The following is a 19,482-nucleotide window of genomic DNA, read 5'->3' as shown; positions in this document are numbered from 1 at the left end:
GTCACCAATGTTCAGAGCGGGATGTTGCCGTGCTTGCGCGGCAGCCGCAGGTCCCGCTTGCCCCGGAGGCTCTTCAGCGCGGTGGCCACGTACTCCCGGGTCTGCGCGGGCTCGATGACGGCGTCGACGTAACCGTGCTCGGCGGCCAGGTACGGCGTCAGCAGGGTTTCCTCGTACTCCCTGGCCAGCTTGGCGCGCAGCGCCTCCACGTCGGCGGACTGGCGGGCGGCCTCGGCGATCGTCTTGCGGTACAGCACGTCGGTCGCGTTGCTGGCGCCCATGACCGCGATCTGCGCCGTGGGCCAGGCGAAGTTGAGGTCGGCCCCGAGGTGCTTGGAGCCCATGACGTCGTAGGCGCCGCCGTACGCCTTCCGGATCACCACGGTGACCAGCGGGATCGACGCCTCGGCGTAGGCGTAGATGAGCTTGGCGCCACGCCGGATGATGCCGTTCCACTCCTGCTCGGTGCCGGGCAGGAAGCCGGGCACGTCGACGAAGGTGACCACCGGGACGTTGAACGCGTCGCAGGTGCGCACGAACCGGGCGGCCTTTTCGGACGCGTTGATGTCGAGGCACCCGGCCAGCTGCAGCGGCTGGTTGGCCACGATCCCGACGCTCTGCCCCTCGATCCGGGCGAAGCCGACGATGACGTTCGGCGCGTACAGCTCCTGCACCTCGTCGAGCTCGCCTTCGTCGACCACCGCGCGCAGGACTTCCCGCATGTCATAGGGCTGCGTCGCCAGGTTCGGCACCAGGGTGTCGAGGTCGGCGGCGCGCGCGGACACGCCGCCGGGCGCGAAGGCGGGCGGGTCGGCGAGGTTGTTGGAGGGCAGGTACGACAGCAGCTGCTGCACGTAACCGATCGCGTCCTCGTCGCTGGCCCCGAGGTAGTGCGCGTTGCCCGAGCGCGTGTTGTTGGTCAGGCCGCCGCTCAGCTCCTCCATGCCCACCTGTTCCCCGGTCGCGCCGCGGATGACGTCCGGGCCGGTGAGGAACATGTGCGAGTTGCCGTCGACCATCACGACGAAGTCGGTCAGCGCGGGCGAGTAGCAGGCGCCGCCGGCACACGACCCGAGGATGAGCGAAATCTGCGGCACGATGCCCGACGTGCGCACGTTGCGGCGGAAGATCTCGCCGTAGATCGCCTGCGCGACGACGCCTTCCTGCAACCGGCCGCCGGCCCCGTCGTTGATGCCGACGATCGGCCGCCCGGTCTTGACCGCCAGGTCCATCACCTTGACGATCTTGCTGCCGTGCGCCTCGCCCAGCGAGCCGCCGAAGACGCTGGCGTCCTGGCTGTACACGCAGACCGGCCGGCCGTCCACCTCGCCGTACCCGGTGACGACGCCGTCGCCCGGCGGCCGGTTGTGCTCCAGGCCGAAGTTGACCGACCGGTGCCGGACGAACGCGTCGAGCTCCACGAACGAACCGGGGTCGAGCAGCAGGTCGATGCGCTCCCGCGCGGTCAGCCTGCCGCGCGGGTGCTGGCGCTCGGCCGCCCGCGCGGAGCCGTGCGCCACCACCTCTTCGGTGCGGCGGCGCAGTTCCTTGAGCCGGTCGGCGGTGGTGGTCGGCGCGGCGAAGCCGCCGCCCGGTCCGGATTCCATGATGCCTCCTCAGAACAGGGCGCCCTCGAGGTCGCGGCTTCAGGACGACGGCGTACCGAGCAGCACCGGGAGGTCCTTGGTCCGGGTGAACCCGGGCCGCAGGATCCACGGGACCTCCTCGCGCGGCACGGCCAGCGACAGGTCCGGGAACCGGGTGAACAGGCCGCGCAGCGCCACCTCCGCCTCGAGGTAGGCGACGTGCTGGCCGAGGCATCGGTGGATGCCCTTGCCGAACCCGAGGTGGCTTTCGCTGCCGACGCTCAGCCGGTCGACGATCAGCTTCTCCGGCTCGGGGAACTTCCGCGGGTCGCTGTTCGCGCCCATGATCATCGGGACGACGGGCATCCCGCGCGGGATCAGCACGCCGCCCAGCTCGATGTCCTCGGTGCCGAACCGCGGCTGCCCGAACTGGATCGGGCCGAGGCGCTGCAGCTCGCGCACGGCCTGCGCCCACATCGACGGGTCCGCCTTCAGCCGCGCGAGCTGGTCGGGGTGCTCCAGCAGGGCGAGCACCGAGTTGCCGATCAGGTAGGTGGTCGTCTGGTGCCCGGCGGTGACCAGGCTGAACAGGATCCCGACCAGCTCGTCGTCGGTGACGATGCCGGGGTCCTTCGTCTGCGCCTGGACGAGCGCGGTGACGAGGTCGTCCTTCGGCTCCGCGCGGCGGCGCGCGATCAGCGCGCGAGCGCCGTCGAGGGCCGCGCGCACCGCGTCCGGCAGCCGCTTGCCGTCGAGCGTCGCCATCGCGTCGCTCCAGGTCTTCCAGATCGGGCGGTCCTCGACGTCGACGCCGACCAGCTCGCAGATCACCTGGATCGGCAGCGGGTAGCAGTACGCCTGGACGAGGTCGATGGGCGAGCCGTCCTTGGTGGCCTCGGCCAGGTCGTCGAGCAGCTTCGCGGCGATTTCCTCGACGCGGGGCCGGAACTTGCTCACCCGGTGGTTCGTGAGCGCGTAGGACACCAGCTTGCGCAACCGGGCGTGGTCGTCGCCGTCGGAGGCGTTGATGAGGTTCTTCAGCCAGGGGATCAGCTCCTCCGGCATCTCCAGGTGCTGGAACACGCCGTTGCGGATGTCCTCGATGTCCGCGTCCTCGGGCGGGTTGGTGAGGAACCGCGGGTCGGTGAGGACGCTCTTCACGTGCTCGTAGCGGGCGGCCAGGAACATCGGCGGCCCGCCCATGAACCCGCCGATCTGCAGGGTCGGCGCCTCACGCACCCGAGCGTGCGCGCCCCACGGGTCGGCGATCACGTCGGGGGCGAACAGATCCACCTTTTCGGCCGAAGTCTCGGCGGTGCTCGTCATGAACCTCTCCTCGAGTCGGAATGCGGGCGATTCGCCGGCCCGGGGCCGGAACGCGCCGAGGCCCGTTTCCGAACATAGGGAGCCGGCCCCCGGCGAACATCCCCCAACCTGATAGGGCAGGCGATGGCTAGCGGAGGATGACCGGCAGCGACTGCAGGCCGGTGAAATCGGGTGAGGGCTGGGAAACCGGCGGCCGTTCCGGATCGGTGCGCAGTTCCGGGTAGCGGTCGAACAGGATGTTCTGCGCGATCCGGCCCTCCAGCCGGCTCAGCGGCGTGCCCAGGCAGAAGTGCACGCCGTGCCCCCACGACAGGTGCAGCTTGTAGTCGCGGGTCGGGTCGAACGTGTGCGGATCGGCGAAAACGCGTTCCTCGCGGTTGGCCGCGCCGATCCACACCGAAACCAGGCGGTCCTTCGGGATCTTGTGCCCGCTGAGCTCCGTGTCGGTCATCGTCGCGCGGATGATGCGCTGGAACGGCGGGTACATCCGCAGCGACTCCTCGATCGCGCCCGGCACCAGCTCGCGGTCCTCGCGGATCCGCTTGGCCTGCACCGGGTTGATGTCCAACGCCAGCACGGTGTTGGCGAGCATCGACGCGGTGGTGACGTGCCCGGCGATCAGCAGCAGGTTGGCGAAGTTGACCACCTGGGCGTCGGTGAGCCGGTCGCCGTCCACCTCGGCCTGGACCAGCGCGGTCAGCAGGTCCTCGCGCGGGGTGCGCCGGCGTTCGGCGGTGTGCTCGGCCAGGTACGCCCGCAGCTGCTGGATGTCGGCGACCCGCTGTTCCATCGCGGCCGCCACGTCCTCCAGCGCGTCCTTGTCGCTGTTCAGGTGCTTGGTCATGAGCTGCTTGAACCAGACCCGGTCCGAGCCCGGCACGCCGAGCATCTCGGCGATCACGATCACCGGCAGCGGGTAGGCGAGCGCCTCCACCAGGTCCATCCGGTCGCCGTCTTCGGCCTCGTCCAGCAGCTCGTGGGTCAGCGACTCGATGCGCCCGTCCAGGTTTTCGATCATCCGCGGGGTGAACCCGCGGTTGACGATGCTGCGCAGCTGGGTGTGCTCCGGGGGATCGAGCCGCACCATGTTGCCGTCGGTCAGTTCCGTCGCGAACTTGAACTTGCTCGGCATCAACCGCTGGGAATTGCTGGAGAACGTCGCCGGATCCATCATGACCGCCAGCGCGTCGTCGTACCCGTACACGTGGTGGATACGCGTTTCCTCGTCGTACCGTACCTTCGCGGGCGGCACTTCCCCGCGCATCCAGACGTGCTGCTCGTGTGTCTCGAACACCGGTCTCCCTAGGTTCGCGCGGTCGTTGCTCGGCCAGCTACGTGCTTACTCCGGCCGCGGGTCACCGGGAATCCCCAAGGCTGGTCGTTCGCCCTCCGCAACCGGCCGGAACCACCCACGCCGGCGGGATTCCGGCCGCCGCTATCAGAACGAGGGATGCCCGGCCGGAGAAGGCCGCCCTAGCCTACGGACGACTCATGCGGGCCGACAGCGGCTTGATCCCACGGTCGAAGGAAAAGAGGGCGCGCGCCGATGTCCACTGCCGGGCTGCTGACCACGACCGACGACGACCTGCTGCGCCGGTTCACCGAGTCGGCCAACACGCACGACCGCGTGGTGGTGCCGACACCGGCGTTCCACGAATGGTTCGCCGAACGCCAGGCGGCCAACAGCTACCAGGTCACCCAGGTCCCGTTCGGCGAGCTCGCCGGCTGGCGCTTCCAGCCGGACAGCGGGAACCTCGTCCACGACAGCGGCCGGTTCTTCGCGGTCGAAGGCCTGGCGGTGCACACCGACCACAGCGAGCGCGCGCACTGGACGCAGCCGATCATCCGGCAGCCGGAAACCGGCATCCTCGGCATCCTCGTCAAGGAGTTCAACGGCGTCCTGCACTGCCTGATGCAGGCCAAGATGGAGCCGGGCAACGTCAACCTGACCCAGCTCTCCCCCACGCTGCAGGCGACCCGCAGCAACTACACCCGGGTGCACAAGGGAAAGCCGATCCCGTACCTGGAGTACTTCACGGCCCCGTGGCGCGGCCGGGTGCTGGTCGACGTGCTGCAGTCCGAGCAGGGCGCGTGGTTCCTGCACAAGCGCAACCGCAACATGGTCATCGAGGTCACCGACGACATCCCGGTGCTCGAGGACTTCTGCTGGCTGACGCTGGCGCAGCTGCACGAGCTGCTGCACGTCGACAACCTGGTCAACATGGACTCGCGGACGGTGCTTTCGGGCATCCCGTTCGCCGCGCCGGTCGACCGGCCGTCGATCCTCGACGAGGACTCGTTCCGCGGCGCGCTCCTGCGGTCACTGGCCGAGCGCAAGGGCGCGCTGCACGAGCTGCCGTCGGTGCTCAGCTGGTTCACCGAGGCCAAGACCAAGCACACCCTGGACCAGCAGCGGATCCCGCTCAACCAGGTGGACGGCTGGTCCGCCACGGACAAGCACATCAGCCACGAACAAGGCCGGTACTTCTCGGTCATCGGCGTCGACGTCCAGGCGAGCAACCGCGAGGTGGCGCACTGGACGCAGCCGATGCTGGCGCCGGTCGGCCGCGGGCTGCTCGCCTTCCTGGCCAAGCGGATCGGCGGCGTGCTGCACGTGCTCGTCCAGGCCCGCACCCAGGCGGGCACCTTCGACGTCATCGAGATGGCCCCGACCGTGCACTGCACGCCGGAGAACTACGAGGGCGCCGAGCCGCCGCGGTACCTGCGGCAGGTGCTGGACGCCCCGCCCGGCGCGATCAAGCACGACGTCGTGCACTCGGAGGAGGGCGGCCGCTTCCACCACGCGGAGAACCGGTACGTGGTCGCCGAAGTGGGCGACGACTTCCCGGTCGAGGTGCCGCCGGACTTCATCTGGATGACCGCGCGGCAGGCCACGAACCTGGTGCGGTACAGCAACTACTTCAACGTCGAGGCGCGCAGCCTGCTGACGGGCCTGCACACGCTGTGGTGAGCGCCGCCACCCCCGTCGTCCACTGAGGACAGATCGTAGCCAGGAGGACACTTGAAGGTCATCGTGCTCGCCGGGATCACCCCGTCGACGTTCTTCGCCCACGTTTCGCTCGCCACGGCCCTGCGGCACGCGGGGCACGAGGTGATGGTGACCGCGGCCGCCGACGACCTCGTCCCGGCGATCGCCGGGGCCGGGCTGCCCGCGGTGCCGGTCATGCAGCCGAACCTGACCCGCGAGCAGATCCGCGCCGACTCGGGGCTGCCGGAGGTGCCGGCCGACGCCCTCGAACGCGAGCACTGGGCGGGCCGGTTGTTCGCGGTGATCGAGACCATGCCCATGGACAGGCTCGTGGCGTTCGCCGAAAGCTGGCGCCCGGACGTCGTCATCGGCGGCATGCTGGCCTACGGCGCTCCCCTGCTGGCCGCCCGGCTCGGCGTCCCGTACGTGCGGCAGGCGTGGGACATCCACGACCCGAAGCTGTTCGACGCCGGCGCGACGGCCCAGCTGCAGCCGGAACTGGCGGACCTGGGGCTGACCGCGCTGCCCGAGCCCGACCTGCTGATCGAGGTCATGCCGCCGAGCCTGCGGGAGCCGGGCTCGAAGCACGGGCAGATGCTGCGGTGGATCGCCGGCAACACGCAGTGCCGGCTGGAACCGTGGATGTACACCAAGGGCGCGGACAAGCGGGTCGGCATCACCGTCGGGACCGGCGTGGCCGACTACCACCAGTACGACTTCGTCCAGGGCATCGTCAAGAACGTCGCCACGCTCGACGTGGAGGCGGCGGTGGCGGTGCCCGAGGAGGCCGTCCCGACCCTGCGGGAACGCCTGGACGACAAGAACGTCGAGGTGGGCTGGATCCCGCTCGACATCCTCGCCCCCACCTGCGACGTCCTGGTGCACCAGAGCGGCGGCAGCACGATGATGACGGCGCTGAGCTTCGGCGTGCCGCAGGTGCTGCTGCCCGACGCCGGGCAGTTCCGGCAGGTGGACATGGCCCGCCGGCTCGTCGAGGCCGGTGCGGCCCTGATGCTCACGCACGAGGAAGCCACCACCGAGGCGATCGCGGAAAAGTGCCAGGAGATCATCTCCGATCCCCGTTACGCTGCCGCCGCGGCCGGGCTGGCCCGGGAGATCGCCGCGCTGCCCCTGCCGTCCGAAGTGGTCCGGCGCATCGAATGGCTCGTCCACGCACACAACTGATCGGAAGAGGAGGACGATGCTGTCCAAGGTTCTGCGGGTCGCGGCCGCCGCGGCGGTGGTCACGGCGGTGGCGGTACCCGCGCAGGCCGAAACGCGGGAAGACGGGGTTTCGCTGGCCGGCAAGAAGGTCGTGCTGGTCAACGACGACGGCGTGCAGGCCGCGAAGGCCAACGGATCCGACGGGCGCGGGCTGTACGTGCTCCGCCAGGCCCTGTGCCGGGCCGGGGCCGACGTCGCCGTCGTCGGGCCGTGGGCGCAGCAGAGCGGGAAGAGCCGGTCGGTGTCGGGGGCGCCCTTCGTGGCCGTCGCCCCGCCACTGGCGGTGCCCGCCGAGTTCGCCGCCGACTGCGCGAACGCCCCCGGCCACGGGCTGGTGCTGGGCGTCTGCCAGGGCACGGCCCCGTGCGTGGCGGACAGCCCGTCGGTCACGCCGGCGGATTCGGTCGACATCGCGTTGACGGGCGTGCTCCCGCAGCGCCTCGGCTGGACCGGCGGTCCGGACCTGGTCGTGTCGGGCATCAACGCGGGTCCGAACACGGACATCGCGGTCAACGGCTCGGGCACGATCGGCGCGGCCACGGTCGCGGTCGAACGCGGCGTGCCGGCGGTGGCGGTCAGCGCGGGAACGCAGGTCACGCCACCGCCGTCGAACGACACGTACGCGGCCGCGGCCGACGTCGTGGTCCGGCTGCTCGCTTCGCCGCGGACGTGGACGTTCGCGCGGGACATGGCGCTGGTGAACGTCAACCAGCCGGACGTCCAGCCGGGCGCGGGGCCGTCGCCGGTGCGCTGGACGTCGGTGGGCCGCGTGGTGCAGGGGCGCGTGGCGTACACGCCGAACGGCGATGGGACGTACCAGGTCGGGTACAACGCGGTGACGCCGCCGCCGGTGCTCGAACCCGGCAGCGACACGAAGGCGTTGCTGGACGGGTATGTGAGCGTTTCGGCGGTGGACGTGAACCGTACTTACCCGGAGTCTTCGACCCGCTGAGGCCAACGCCGGAAGGGCGCGCCGCGAGCGATCGCGGCGCGCCCTTCCGGCGTTTCGGCGGCTATTCGCCCCACTTGGCGTAGATCACCGGCTGCTCGCGGTGCGGCAGCTGGCGCAGCTTCAGGTTCTCCAGCCCCAGCGTCTCACGCAGTGCCGTCGTGACACCCGGCCAGCGGGGGTGGCCCAGTTCGTCGAACGCCAGGATGCTGCCGCGGGCCAGGTGCGGGCGGATCGCCTCGAACACGTCACGGGTCGGCTCGTACAGGTCCAGGTCGAAGAACGCCATCCCGATCACCGTCTCGGGGTTCTCCGCCAGGTACCGGGGCACCGTCTCGCGGACGTCACCCTGCACCACGAACGTGCGCTGGACGTGCGAAACCGGGTCGCCGGCTTCGTGGGCCGCCAGGACCTCGCGCAGGTGGTCCACCTCGTCCTCGGGGACCGCGAACCGGCCGACCGCCGCGCTCGGGCTCACCTCGTCGATCTCGTTGAGGTCCGGGAAGCCGGTGAACGTGTCGAACCCGATGATGCGGCGGAAGGAGTTGTACGGCTCGTGGATGCCGCGCAGCGCCGCCAACGTGGCCAGGTGCCGGCCGTGCAGGACGCCGAACTCCATGATCACGCCGGGGAGGTCGACCAGCTCGCGGTAGAGCGCGTCCATCGTCAGCAGGTCCGCCAGCTGGTGGCGCCGCAGGTACACCGGGAGGTTGTCGATCAGGTACACCGGTGGCATCGGCGTCTCGGTCAGCAGCTTCGTGAGCCGCTCCCGGACCTCCTTCTCCAGCGGCGACTCGTGCGGCAGGGTTCGCGGGTTCTTGTGTTCCGACATCAGCTTTCCTCTCAGGCGTCAGGACGACATCCAGGCTTGCGGCGCGGGCCCGCCCCGCCCGGCCGGCGGGAACAGAGCGTCGAGCCGGGCGGTCTCCGCCTCGGAAAGGGGCGCGCCCAGCGCGTCGATCGCGCCGTCGACGTGGTCTTCGGTGCGGGGGCCGATGACCACCCCGGTCACCCCGGGGCGGGACAGCACCCACGCGAGCCCGACGTCGGCGGGCTCGCGGCCGATCTCGCGGCAGAACCGTTCGTACTCGGCGATCGTGTCGCGCCACTCCTCCAGCGCGGGCACCGCGCGGCCCTGCGCGGACTTCACCGCGGTCCCCTCGGCCAGCTTCCGGAGGACGCCGCTGAGCAGGCCGCCGTGCAGCGGGGACCAGGCGAACACCGCGATGCCGTACGCCTGCGCCGCGGGCAGCACCTCCAGCTCCGGGAACCGGGTCACCAGGTTGTACCCGCACTGTTCGGACACCACGCCGAGGAAGTGCCGCTGCCGGGCCGTTTCCTGGGCCGCCGCGAGGTTCCAGCCCGCGAAGTTGGACGAGCCGACGTACCGGACCTTGCCCTGGCCGACGAGCTGTTCCATCGCCTGCCAGACCTCGTCCCAGCTGCTCGTGTGGTCGGCCAGGTGCATCTGGTACAGGTCGATCCAGTCGGTGCGCAGCCGGCGCAGCGACGCCTCGCACGCGGCGACGATGTGCCGCGCGGACAGCCCGCGTTCGTTGGGGCCGGGGGCCATTTCGTTGCCGACCTTGGTGGCCAGGACGACGTCGTCGCGCCGCGACGGGCTCGCCGCCAGCCACCGCCCGATGACCTCCTCGGTATATCCTTTGTAGACACGCCAGCCGTACATGTTCGCGGTGTCCACGAAGTTGATGCCCTGCGCCAGCGCGTGGTCCATCAGCCGGTGCGATTCCACCTCATCGACCCGGCCGCCGAAGTTCACGGTGCCGAGGGCGAGCCGGCTGACGCGCAGGCCGGTCCGGCCCAGGTGCGTGTAGAACCGGTCGGGCTCGCCCGGCGTGCCGAGCCGGTCCAGGAGGGTTTCACGGGGCGGTCGCTTGGCTTCGATGGCGAATGTCATGAAGGTTCCCTGGGTCGAGGAGTGGGTGCTCAGGCGGTCGTGACCGGCGCGCGGCCGGCGTACTCGCGGAAGTACTTGCCCAGTACCCGGCGGCAGTAGCCCTCGCCGCCGAGCCGGGCGGCCTCCGGGACGAGCCGGCGCAGCCGGGCGACGGAAACCGGCTGGCTCGCCATGTCGCTGACGTACTCGCGCTCCGCCCGGATCCCGAGCCCGGCTTCGAGGTGGTCCACGATCCGTTCGATCGGCGTGGCCGTGCCGGTGGCGACGTTGACGACGGTCCGGCTCGCGCCGGTGGCGAGCAGCCGGTCCACGACGTCGACCAGGTCGTCGACGTCGATGAGGTCGCGCCGCGCGCCGCGGTAGAGCCGGACCGCGCCCGACTCGATCTGCCGCACGAGGGCGGGCACCAGCATCCTCGCGTGCTGCGCCGGCCCGACGACGTGGGCCAGCCGGAGGGCCAGGTAGTCGGTGCGGGAGGCGGCGAGGACCGCTTCCAGCGCCAGGTTGTGCCGTCCGTACGCGGTCGACGGGAAGACCGGCCCGTCCTCCCGGCCCGGTTCCCCGGGCACCGCGTACATGGCCGCCGAGGCGGTGGAGAAGAACACGAGTTTCTCCTGCCGCCGCTCGCAGCGGTCGATCAGCTCGTACAGGCGCGTGGCCTCCCGGGCGAAATCCGCTTCGGGGATCTCCGAGGCGACCGACACGCCGAACGCGGCGAGCACGACTCCCGGGTGGGAGCCGGCGAGGGCCGCGAAGTTGCCGGCGAGGAAGCCGCTGCCGATGACCTCCATCAGCGCTCCTCGCGCCGCGGCAGCCGGCCGCGGGTGGGCGGGCCGGCGGCCGGCGGCACCGGGTGGCCGTCGCGGTCCAGGGACGCGAGGACGAGGTCGATCGCGGTGTCCAGCTGCGGATCGCGGTCGGCGACCCAGTCCTGCGGGGTGATCTCCACCTCGACGTCGGGCGTGACGCCGTGGCCGTCCAGCCAGCCGGGCCCGTCCCACCACTTCGACACCGTCGGCTGGGAGACCCGCGAACCGTCCAGGAGGGCCTGGTCGGGCGGGATCGAGCCGGTCATCGAGCCGTGCGTGCGGGTGCCGACGAGCGTCGCCGCGCCCAGCAGCTGCAGCGACACGACGAGGTTTTCCGGGCCGCAGGTGGTGAACTCGTCGACGACCACCACGACCGGGCCGCGGACGGTGTCGTACGGCCAGGTGTAGGGCTGGGCGAACCGGGGCTGGTGCCAGCCGGTGACCCGCCGGGTCAGCAGGTCCAGCAGCGGGTGGAGGTCGCCGCCGTGGTTGCCCCGCAGGTCGAGGATCAGCCCGGTCCGCTCGAGCTCCTCGCCCAGGTCGCGGTTGAGGTCGGCCCACCCCGCGGCCACCATGTCGATGATCCGCAGGTAGCCGGCGCGCCCGCCGGTCCGCTCGGCCACCCGCGCGCGGCGGCGCACGGTCAGGTCGTGGTGGCGCAGCCGGGATTCGTGCGGCGTCGGCACGACGGTGAGGCGGAACTCGGTGTCGTCGCGGCGCAGGGTCAGCTTGACCGGGCGGCCGGCCTTCCCGGCGAGCCGCGGCATCGGCCCGTACGCCGGGTCGACGGGCTCGCCGTCCACCGCGGTGATGACGTCCCCGGGCCGGGCCGTCACGCCGGGTCCGGTCAGCGGGGTGCGGTGCATGCTCGAGGAGATGTCGCCGGTCAGCAGCCGCTCGATCCGCCAGCCGTCCCCGGCCGTCGGGGCCAGGTCGGCGCCGAGGTACCCGGGCGGCGGCGCGGGCCGGCCCTGACCGCCGATGAAGAACACGCCGACGTGCGAGACGCTCAGCTCGCCGTGCATCTCCATGATCACGTCGAACAGGTCGTGGCTGCAGCCGACCCGGTCCAGCACCCGCCGGTAGCGGGCGCCGATCGACGGCCAGTCAACGCCGTCGACGTCGGCGCGCCAGTAGCGGTCCCGCACCAGCCGCCAGGACTCGTCGAACATCTGGCCCCACTCGGCGACCGGGTCGGTCTCGACCGTGATCGCGCCGAGGTCGACGGCCAGCTCGGCCCCGTCGTCGCCGAGGGGCCTGACGTGCACGGCACCGCCGGCGCGGTACGCCAGCCGGCCGCCGTTCGCGGCGACCGCGTAGGGGCCCACCGCCTTGTCGAGCAGCGTCGGCCGGCTCGCGTCCGCGAGCCGGTAGCCCACCAGCCGCGGCATCGGCGGCGGTCCGGGCGCGTGCCGGGTCGCTTCCCCGAGCACGCCGTGGGACGGCCGGTCCAGCCAGGCCACGCCCCCTTCGATCGCCACCAGGGACTCGTAGGTGCCCGCCTCGACCGGGAACGGCACGACCCGCTCGGGCAGGCCTTCGAGGTCGACTGTGCTCTCCGAAGGCGTGTCCCCCTCCAGCCAGCCGCCGTAACTCGCGTCGAAGGGCGACGGCGCCCGGCCGTCGAGCGGCACCAGGTGCGGCCGCACGCCCGGGACGAACCCGGACTGCTGCAGCTGGCCGTTGAGGTTCGGGCCGGTCGGGTCGAGCGTGCTGCCCGAGAGGAAGGCGAGGTACCGGCCGTCCGAAGTGAAGGCCGGGGAGCCGTCCTGGAACCGGCCGCGGGTGACGTCGGCGACGTGGCCGTCCGCGAGCCGGGCGAGCCGGATCCGGCTGCGGCCACCGCCCCGGGACACCGTCGGCTGCGCCCAGGCCAGCAGGTCGGAACCGGGCGAGAAAGCGAGGCCGGAGCAGGGGCCGTGGTCATGGTCGGTGCGGACCAGCTCGGTCAGCGCGCCGGAGGCCAGGTCCACGGTCAGCAGCCGGACGTCCGTGGCGACCGCGGCGGTCCGCCCGTCGGGCGCGACGACGAGTTCCCGGGCCCGGCCCAGCTCACCGTGCGCCAGCCGGCGGGCCGGGGAGCCGTCCTGCGCGAGGACGTCGATGCCCTCCTCGCCGCCCTGGTCGCTGACGCACACGACGGTCGCGGCGTCCTCGGTGACGACGGGCAGCCGCGCCCGCGCGCCCGGCACGGCGAAGACCGGCCGGGGCTCGCCGCCTTCGGCGGGCAGCAGGTGCAGCGTGCCGCGCACCTCGGCGACCAGGTGCCGGCCCGCCGGGTCGAGCGCGAAGCCGCCCGTCGCCGTGGCCCCGGACCAGGTGCGCGGAAGCCGGCCGCGGCCCGCGTCCGCCAGCCGGATCCGCAGCTCGACCGGCTCCGCTTCCCCCGGCGCCAGCAGGAAGAGGCGGCCGGACTGCTCGTAGACGACGTGACTGCCGTCCGAAGTCGCGTTGCGCGCGTAGAACTCGCCGAGGTCGCCGTGCCGGCGCAGGTCCGAACCGTCGATTTCCGCGGAGTAGAGCGCGCCGACGCCTTCGTGGTCGGAGAGGAACGCCATCCGCGAACCGGCCCAGACCGGGTTGGTCAGGTTGCCGCCGAGGGACCGCAGCACCGGCTCGAAGGTCTTGCCGTCCGGCGAATACCAGATCTTGCCGGCGCAGCCGCCCCGGTAGCGCTTCCAGTAGACGGGTTCGAACACCGTCATCGTGCCGACCAGCTGGGCGCCGTCGGCGCGCACCGCGAGTTCCGCGGCGGGCCCGCAGGGCACCTCGCGCGGCGGCCCCGCGACGGGGACGGCGAACATCCAGGCCCGGCGGTCGGCCGCGCGGCCGTAGCCGGACCGGGCCAGCACCTCCGTGTCGGAAAGCCAGCCGCAGGTCGCGGTGTTCCGGTCGGCCCAGTGCGTCAACTGCTGTGGCCGGCCGCCGTCGAGGTCGGTGTACCAGACCTCGCGCGAGCCGCCGCGCAACGCCACCGTGTTGCCACCCGTCACCGACGTCCACGCGAGCCGCGTCGCCGAAGGGTTCAGCCGCGGCAGCGACACGCGCGCGCCGCCCGGACCGGCGTCCTCGACCACGCACCGCGCCGTCGCGGTGCCCGCGAGGGCCTCCGCGACCGACGCCAGCCACACCCGATCCTCAGCCACGAAGGTCAGCACGTCACCGGCAACGTGGGGGTGCCTCAGATAAGTGTCAGCAGTCACCTTCGGCACGCTAGGCCAGACGTGATCGCGCGGACATCCCTCGATCTGATAGCGCCCACGCCTACCAGCTTGCAGGATGCTCCGCGGCCGGTCCCTTCCCTAACGTGGGCGCGAAATGACGACGCGCCAGGCATTTTCCGCCCGGAGGGGACGGCCCATGACCGCCACTGAGGAACCCGTGACCGAGATCGCCGCCTTCCCCGAGGACCGGACCTGCCCGTACCAGCCGCCGGCCGGCTACCGGGCGGCGGCCGGGCGCGGCCCGATCTCGCAGCTGGAGCTGTACGACGGCCGCGTGGTCTGGGGCGTCACCGGCCACACCGAGGCCCGCCGGCTGCTGGCCGACCCCCGCCTGTCCACCGACCGCCGGAACCCGGCCTTCCCCGCGACGACCGAGGTGGTCGGGCGCATCCGCAACCGCCTCACCCCGCCGCTGGTGGGTGTCGACGACCCGGTGCACAAGGTGCAGCGCGGGCGGCTGATCCCGAGCTTCACGCACCGGCGGATCAGCGCCCTGCGGCCGCGCATCCACGAGATCGCCGCGCGGGTGCTCGACACGATGGTCGAGAAGGGGCCGCCCGCGGACCTCGTCACCGACTTCGCGCAGCCGCTGCCGTCGATGGTGATGTGCCACCTGCTGGGCGTGCCGTACGAGGACCACGACCACTTCGAGCAGCGGACGACCCGGATGCTCTCCGGCGAGAACCCGGCGATCGCCATGGGGGAGCTCCGGGAGTACCTGCTCGCCCTGGCCGGCGAGAACCGGCACAAGCTGAACGAGGGCCTGTTCGGCGACCTCGTCGAGGCGCCCGAAGGCGAGGTGTCCCGCGCCGACCTGGTCGACCTGACGATCGTCATCCTCGGCGCCGGCTTCGAAACCACGGCCAGCATGCTGTCCCTCGGCATCTTCACGTTGCTGGACAACCCGGAGCGGCTCGCCGAGCTGCGCGCCGACCCGTCGCTGTGGGGCGCGGCCGGCGAAGAGCTGCTGCGCTACACGTCCATCACCGACGGCATCACCCGGGTGGCGACGGCGGACATCGAGATCGGCGGGGTCACCATCCGCGAGGACGACGGCATCATCTTCCTGACGTCGGTGCTCAACCGCCACGAGGACGTCCGCGAGGACCCGGACGTCCTGGACTGGCACCGCCCGACCCGCAACCACATCGCGTTCGGGTTCGGCGCTCACCAGTGCCTTGGCCAGAACCTGGCCCGGATCATCCAGGAGATCGCGCTGCAGCGGCTCTTCGAGCGGCTGCCGGACCTGCGCCTGGCGACCGCGGCCGAGGAGATTCCCTTCCGGCCGGGTCACGCCGTGCAGGGCATGGTCAAGCTGCCGGTCACCTGGTAGCGACCAGGCGGGCCAGGGACACCGCGCCGCGCAGGGAGGACAGGCCTCCCAGCGCGGCCGGTGCCGCCGGCAACGGCGGCTGACCGGGCCGGGCGAACTCGGCGAGGTGCTCGGAAACCCGGCCGGCGAACCCGGGCAGGCCCGCGGCGAAACCGCCGCCGATCACCACGCGGTCGGGGTGCACCAGCTCCTGCACGCCGGTCACCGCGGCGGCCAGGGCACGGGCGGTCCGGCGGACCGCGTCCACCGCCCACGGCCGGCCGTCGCCCCAGGCCTGACGCAGGTCGTCGAACGTCACCGCCGTGCCCCGCAACCGGGCCGCACGGTCCAAAGTGGCCGGTCCGGAGGCGATGGCCTGCAGGCAGCCGCGCCGGCCGCACACGCAGGGCGGCCCGTCCAGTTCGACGACGACGTGGCCGAGCTCGAACGAGCCGCGGGCGGTCCCGGGGCAGGGTTCGCCGTGCAGCACCAGGCCGCCGCCGATGCCGGTGCCCACGCCGACGTAGAGCAGGTTGTCGCAGCCCGCGGCGCGGGCCTCGGCGAGCGCGCCGAGGTCACCGTCGTCCGCCCAGGCGACGACCGACCCGGGAAACAGGTCGCGCAGCGCGACGTCCAGCGCCAGCCCGGTCCATTCGGGACGGCTGGGCCACGCGGTGACCCGGCCGTCCGGCCCGGCCGTGCCGGGCATGGCGACCCCCACCGCCCGCAGGGGCGAGCCGAGCCGCGTCCGCAACTCGGCCACGTGCCCGGCGAGCTGGGCGAGGTCCGCCTCGGCGCTGTGCCGCGGCCCCCAGCCGAACGCGGTCTCGTCGACCGGCCCGGTGCCGGTCTCGACGCGGAAGGCGACCTTCGTGCCGCCGACGTCGATCCCGAGGTAGTGGTCCACCGGGCTCAGCGGAGCGACAGCGCCGGGCAGAGGGCGAGGAGGTCGGCCGGCCGCTCCAGCACCACGTCGGGGCCGGCCGCGAGCAGCTCGCCGACGTCGTCCGGGGGCGCCCACAGCGCGGCGGCCGAAGCGACCCCCGCGTCCCGGGCGCTGGCCAGGTCGGTCGGCGCGTCGCCGACCATGATGGCCCGCTCGGCAGGCACGTCCAGCAGGTCCAGTGCCTTGAGCACCATGTCGGGGGCCGGCTTCGGCCGGGCGACCTCGTCCGAGCCGATCACGTGCGCGAAGAACGGCAGCAGGCCGAGCCGGTCGAGCAGCGAACGTGCCCGCGGACCGCTCTTGCCGGTCGCGATGGCCAGTTTCAGCCCGCGCGCCCGGAGGGTCAGCAGCAGTTCGACGACACCGTCGAAAACCGTCACCTGGTCGGCGAGGCGGTAGCTCTCGCGGACGAACGGTTCCTCCATCGCCAGCGGCAGGTCCATGATCCGCATGATGTCGGGGAAGTACCGGCCGAGGTGGCGCCGGTACTCCTCGAACGGCGCCGGGCCGTCGCCGACGACTTCGGCATACGCGATGGCGAAGGCTTCACTCATCACCGCGAAGCTGTCGACGACGACCCCGTCGAGGTCGAAGATGACCGCGTGCCGGGCGGACACCGAGGGATCGGCCTCGGTGGCGGGCCGGTCGACGATCGGGAAAGCCATGGAGCACCCTCTCTACTGGTACGCCGGGACCGGGCGCGGGTCGCGCACCGAGCGGGCCGAGGCGTAGAAGTTCTCGATCATCCGGACGATCGGCCGGGCCTCGGCGACGGCGACGCCGCGGTTGCCGGGGTCGGCCAGCCGCGCGGCGAGCCCGTCCAGCTGGCGCCGGTACTCGGCGCCGATCGGCTCGGCGGGCAGGGCGAGGGGGGTGGTGGTCCCCTCGCTGGTCAGCGTCAGCTCGGGGGCGGGCTGCCGGTTGGGGCTGAAGCCGAACGTGCACCGCAGCTCCGCGACGCCGGCACTGCCTTCGACGCGGATCAGCGTGACGTCCCGTGCCTCGTGCGAGGCCCAGCTGGCCCGCAGGGAAACGGAGACGCCGTCGTCGCGGACGAGGAACCCGCGGGCGGTGTCCTCGACGTCGGCGGCGTCGGCACCGGAAGAGTCCTTGCGCCAGGCCGCGCTCCACGCGCCGACGTTGACGAAGTCGTCCGAAGTCGACCCCGTCACCTGCGTGAACCGGCCGGGGCCGAGCAGGTACGCGAGCGTGTCGAGCAGGTGCCAGCCGAGGTCGAACAGCACCCCGCCGCCCGCCTTGTCGCGCTGGGTGAACCAGCCCGCGCGCGGCACGCCGCGCGACCGGACCCACGCCAGGTCGACGTGCCGGATGTCGCCGAGGCCGGGCACGACCCGCGCCAGCGCCGCGACGTCGGCGCGGTACCGGGCGGCGCTGCCGGCCAGCAGCATCCCGCCGCTGCGTTCGGCGGCCGCCAGGACGTCGACCTCGGAAGAGGTCAGGCACACCGGTTTCTCCAGGAAGACGGGGATCCCGGTGGCCATCAGCGAGCCGGCCACCTCGGCGTGCAGGTGGTTCGGGACGGCGACGACCGCCAGGCCGACCTCCCGCGCGGAGAGCGCTTCCACGCCCGCGTGCACCGCGATGCCCGCCGTCTTGGTGAAGGCCGCGCGCGACGCCGGGTCGGCGTCGACGGCGGCGACCACCTCGAAGTCCGCGTGCTCCCGCAGCAGCGGCAGCCACAGTTCCCGGCCGGCCCAGCCGAGACCGACCACGGCGACCTTGACAGTCATGCAGACGCCACCGCGTCGGCGATGATCTCGGCGGTCGCGTGCATCTCGGCCTCCCCGGCCAGCAGGGTGCGGTGGTGCAGCCACACGCAGTCCTGGCTGATGGCTTCGGTGTTCGGGCACCGCTTCGCGACCGCTTCGAGGCTTTCCTCCGGCGCGCCGATCTCCCAGAACGCTTCGGTGCGGTAGATCGCGCGGAACCCGGCGAACGCGGGCAGGCCGGCGGCGACGAGCTTCCCGACCAGCGCGTTGCGCCGCTCCTCGGTGATCCCCGGCACGCGGAACATGGCCATGTAGTGCGAGTTCCGGTCGGCGCGCGGGTCGTCGCCCTGCGGGACGACGCCGTCGATCCCGGCGAGCAGCCGGGACAGCAGGGCCCAGCGCTCGTCGCGGAGGGCGATCTGGGCGTCGAGGCGGCTGAGCTGGGCACGCAGCACGGACGCCGAGAACTCGTTGAGCCGCATGTTGGAGCCGGCGATCAGGTGCAGGTACCGGGTGTCGTTCTTCGGCCGGCCGCAGCTGTGGCGCAGGAACGCGCGCTCGTGCATCTCCTGCTCCGGGAAGAGCACGGCGCCGCCTTCGCCCGCGGTCATCAGCTTGCCGTTCTGGAAGCTGAACGTCGCGACCGTGCCCAGCTCGCCGACGCGCTTGCCCTGCCAGCGGGCGCCGTGCGCGTGCGCGGCGTCCTGGAGGATCTGCACGCCGGTGTCGGCGGACAGCTTGGCGAGCGCGTCCATGTCCGCCATCAGCCCGGCCATGTGCACCGGCATGATCACCTTGGTGCGCGGGGTGATCGCGTCCGCGGCGGCCGCCACGTCGATGCAGTAGGTCTCCGGGTCGACGTCGACCGGGACCGCGACCGCGCCGAGCCGCTGCGCCGCCTGGGAAGACGAGATGAAGGTGAAGGCCGGCACGATGACCTCGGTGCCCGGCCCGACGTCCATGCACTGCAGGGCGAGCTCCAGCGCGTGCGTGCCGTTGGTGACCGCGAGCGCGTGCTCGGCACCGTGGTGCTCGGCGAACTCGCGCTCGAAGGAATTGACCTCGTCGCCGCCCATCCGCCACCACAGGCCCTGCTCCAGCGCCCGGATCAGGCCTTCCCGCTCGGCCTCGTCGTAGTGCGGCCATTGGGGGAACACCGGTGCCTGTCGCGCGTTCATGTCTCTCCGATTCTCCATGGGTCGAACCTCTTCACCAAAGGCCGAACAAAGCGCGGTACGAGTCCATCAGGCATTGCAGAACGAGGTCCACCGCATTCGTACCGGCCGCGGGCGTCCGCTCGGCGACATGGCTGTCGCCGCGCTCGCTTTCCAGGTGTTTCACCAGTTCATCCCACGCGGCTTCGTCATACTCGACCGGCTGCGGGAGTTCTGCGGGCTGTCGCGCATCCATATTTCTCCGAATCTTCGCCCGGTTCCCAAAATATGGCGGCGCCCGGCCGGGCCGCATCC

At 72.1% G+C, this 19,482-nt stretch carries 16 protein-coding genes; 4 read left to right on the top strand and 12 right to left on the bottom strand.

Going from position 1 to position 19,482, the window contains the following annotated elements; genetic code table 11:
* Positions 1–11: 11 nt before the first annotated feature.
* The 3 genes from I4Q55_RS25430 to I4Q55_RS25420 all read right to left on the bottom strand — a co-directional run bounded on the left by I4Q55_RS25430 (position 12) and on the right by I4Q55_RS25420 (position 4,206).
* Positions 12–1,607 carry an acyl-CoA carboxylase subunit beta gene (locus I4Q55_RS25430; protein ID WP_206791089.1) on the bottom strand — a complete coding sequence of 532 codons (1,596 nt, stop codon included), beginning with the start codon at positions 1,605–1,607 and terminating at the stop codon, positions 12–14.
* Positions 1,608–1,646: 39 nt separating this feature from the next.
* Positions 1,647–2,912, bottom strand: coding sequence for a cytochrome P450 (locus I4Q55_RS25425; RefSeq protein WP_206791087.1), 1,266 nt, complete (start codon positions 2,910–2,912; stop codon positions 1,647–1,649).
* Between the two features lie 127 nt (positions 2,913–3,039).
* A complete protein-coding gene (locus I4Q55_RS25420) occupies positions 3,040–4,206 on the bottom strand; it encodes a cytochrome P450 (protein ID WP_206791086.1) in 1,167 nt (388 codons plus the stop codon).
* A 252-nt stretch (positions 4,207–4,458) separates the two neighbouring features.
* On the opposite strand from I4Q55_RS25420, the gene I4Q55_RS25415 reads away from it, so the two are divergent.
* The 3 genes from I4Q55_RS25415 to surE are packed head-to-tail and all read left to right on the top strand — an operon-like array spanning position 4,459 to position 8,077.
* Entirely contained in the window at positions 4,459–5,883 is a 1,425-nt protein-coding gene (locus I4Q55_RS25415; RefSeq protein ID WP_206791085.1) for an NDP-hexose 2,3-dehydratase family protein, read from the top strand.
* A gap of 51 nt (positions 5,884–5,934) precedes the next feature.
* Positions 5,935–7,086: a glycosyltransferase gene (locus I4Q55_RS25410; RefSeq protein WP_206791084.1), complete on the top strand. Its 1,152-nt coding sequence runs from the start codon at positions 5,935–5,937 to the stop codon at positions 7,084–7,086.
* Positions 7,087–7,102: 16 nt separating this feature from the next.
* Positions 7,103–8,077: a 5'/3'-nucleotidase SurE gene (surE, locus tag I4Q55_RS25405; protein WP_206791083.1), complete on the top strand. Its 975-nt coding sequence runs from the start codon at positions 7,103–7,105 to the stop codon at positions 8,075–8,077.
* A gap of 61 nt (positions 8,078–8,138) precedes the next feature.
* On the opposite strand, the gene I4Q55_RS25400 is transcribed toward surE, so the two are convergent.
* Genes I4Q55_RS25400 through I4Q55_RS50625 form a run of 4 tightly spaced genes read right to left on the bottom strand, consistent with a single transcriptional unit; the run spans position 8,139 to position 14,004 of the window.
* Entirely contained in the window at positions 8,139–8,906 is a 768-nt protein-coding gene (locus I4Q55_RS25400) for a class I SAM-dependent methyltransferase (RefSeq protein ID WP_206791082.1), read from the bottom strand.
* 18 nt (positions 8,907–8,924) lie between these two features.
* Positions 8,925–9,992: an aldo/keto reductase gene (locus I4Q55_RS25395; RefSeq protein WP_242546675.1), complete on the bottom strand. Its 1,068-nt coding sequence runs from the start codon at positions 9,990–9,992 to the stop codon at positions 8,925–8,927.
* 29 nt (positions 9,993–10,021) lie between these two features.
* Entirely contained in the window at positions 10,022–10,783 is a 762-nt protein-coding gene (locus I4Q55_RS25390; RefSeq protein ID WP_206791081.1) for an NAD-dependent epimerase/dehydratase family protein, read from the bottom strand.
* The gene (locus I4Q55_RS50625) at positions 10,783–14,004 is read right to left on the bottom strand and encodes a S41 family peptidase (protein ID WP_206791079.1); all 3,222 of its coding nucleotides are present in this window, start codon (positions 14,002–14,004) and stop codon (positions 10,783–10,785) included. The genes I4Q55_RS25390 and I4Q55_RS50625 overlap by 1 nt, the downstream gene beginning before the upstream one ends.
* A 157-nt stretch (positions 14,005–14,161) precedes the next feature.
* Between I4Q55_RS50625 and I4Q55_RS25380 the strand changes: the two genes are divergently transcribed.
* Positions 14,162–15,358, top strand: coding sequence for a cytochrome P450 (locus I4Q55_RS25380; RefSeq protein ID WP_206791077.1), 1,197 nt, complete (start codon positions 14,162–14,164; stop codon positions 15,356–15,358).
* Here the strand turns inward: I4Q55_RS25380 and I4Q55_RS25375 are convergent.
* The 5 genes from I4Q55_RS25375 to I4Q55_RS25355 are packed head-to-tail and all read right to left on the bottom strand — an operon-like array spanning position 15,348 to position 19,423.
* Positions 15,348–16,244: an ROK family protein gene (locus tag I4Q55_RS25375; protein ID WP_206791076.1), complete on the bottom strand. Its 897-nt coding sequence runs from the start codon at positions 16,242–16,244 to the stop codon at positions 15,348–15,350. The genes I4Q55_RS25380 and I4Q55_RS25375 overlap by 11 nt on opposite strands.
* A 5-nt stretch (positions 16,245–16,249) precedes the next feature.
* Complete coding sequence (locus I4Q55_RS25370; RefSeq protein ID WP_206791075.1) at positions 16,250–16,948, bottom strand: HAD-IA family hydrolase; 699 nt, start codon at positions 16,946–16,948, stop codon at positions 16,250–16,252.
* Positions 16,949–16,960: 12 nt separating this feature from the next.
* On the bottom strand, positions 16,961–18,034 hold the full coding sequence (locus I4Q55_RS25365) for a Gfo/Idh/MocA family protein (RefSeq protein ID WP_206791074.1): 1,074 nt from the start codon (positions 18,032–18,034) through the stop codon (positions 16,961–16,963).
* Complete coding sequence (gene rifK, locus I4Q55_RS25360; protein WP_206791073.1) at positions 18,031–19,191, bottom strand: 3-amino-5-hydroxybenzoate synthase; 1,161 nt, start codon at positions 19,189–19,191, stop codon at positions 18,031–18,033. The genes I4Q55_RS25365 and rifK overlap by 4 nt, the downstream gene beginning before the upstream one ends.
* A gap of 31 nt (positions 19,192–19,222) precedes the next feature.
* Positions 19,223–19,423 carry a hypothetical protein gene (locus I4Q55_RS25355; RefSeq protein ID WP_206791072.1) on the bottom strand — a complete coding sequence of 67 codons (201 nt, stop codon included), beginning with the start codon at positions 19,421–19,423 and terminating at the stop codon, positions 19,223–19,225.
* Positions 19,424–19,482 lie beyond the last annotated feature (59 nt).

Origin of the sequence: Amycolatopsis sp. MtRt-6 (assembly GCF_017308975.1) — a bacterium.
In the GTDB taxonomy this organism is placed as follows: domain Bacteria; phylum Actinomycetota; class Actinomycetes; order Mycobacteriales; family Pseudonocardiaceae; genus Amycolatopsis.
Note: the sequence above shows the minus strand (reverse complement) of the source record. Positions and strands in the feature narration are given on the sequence as shown.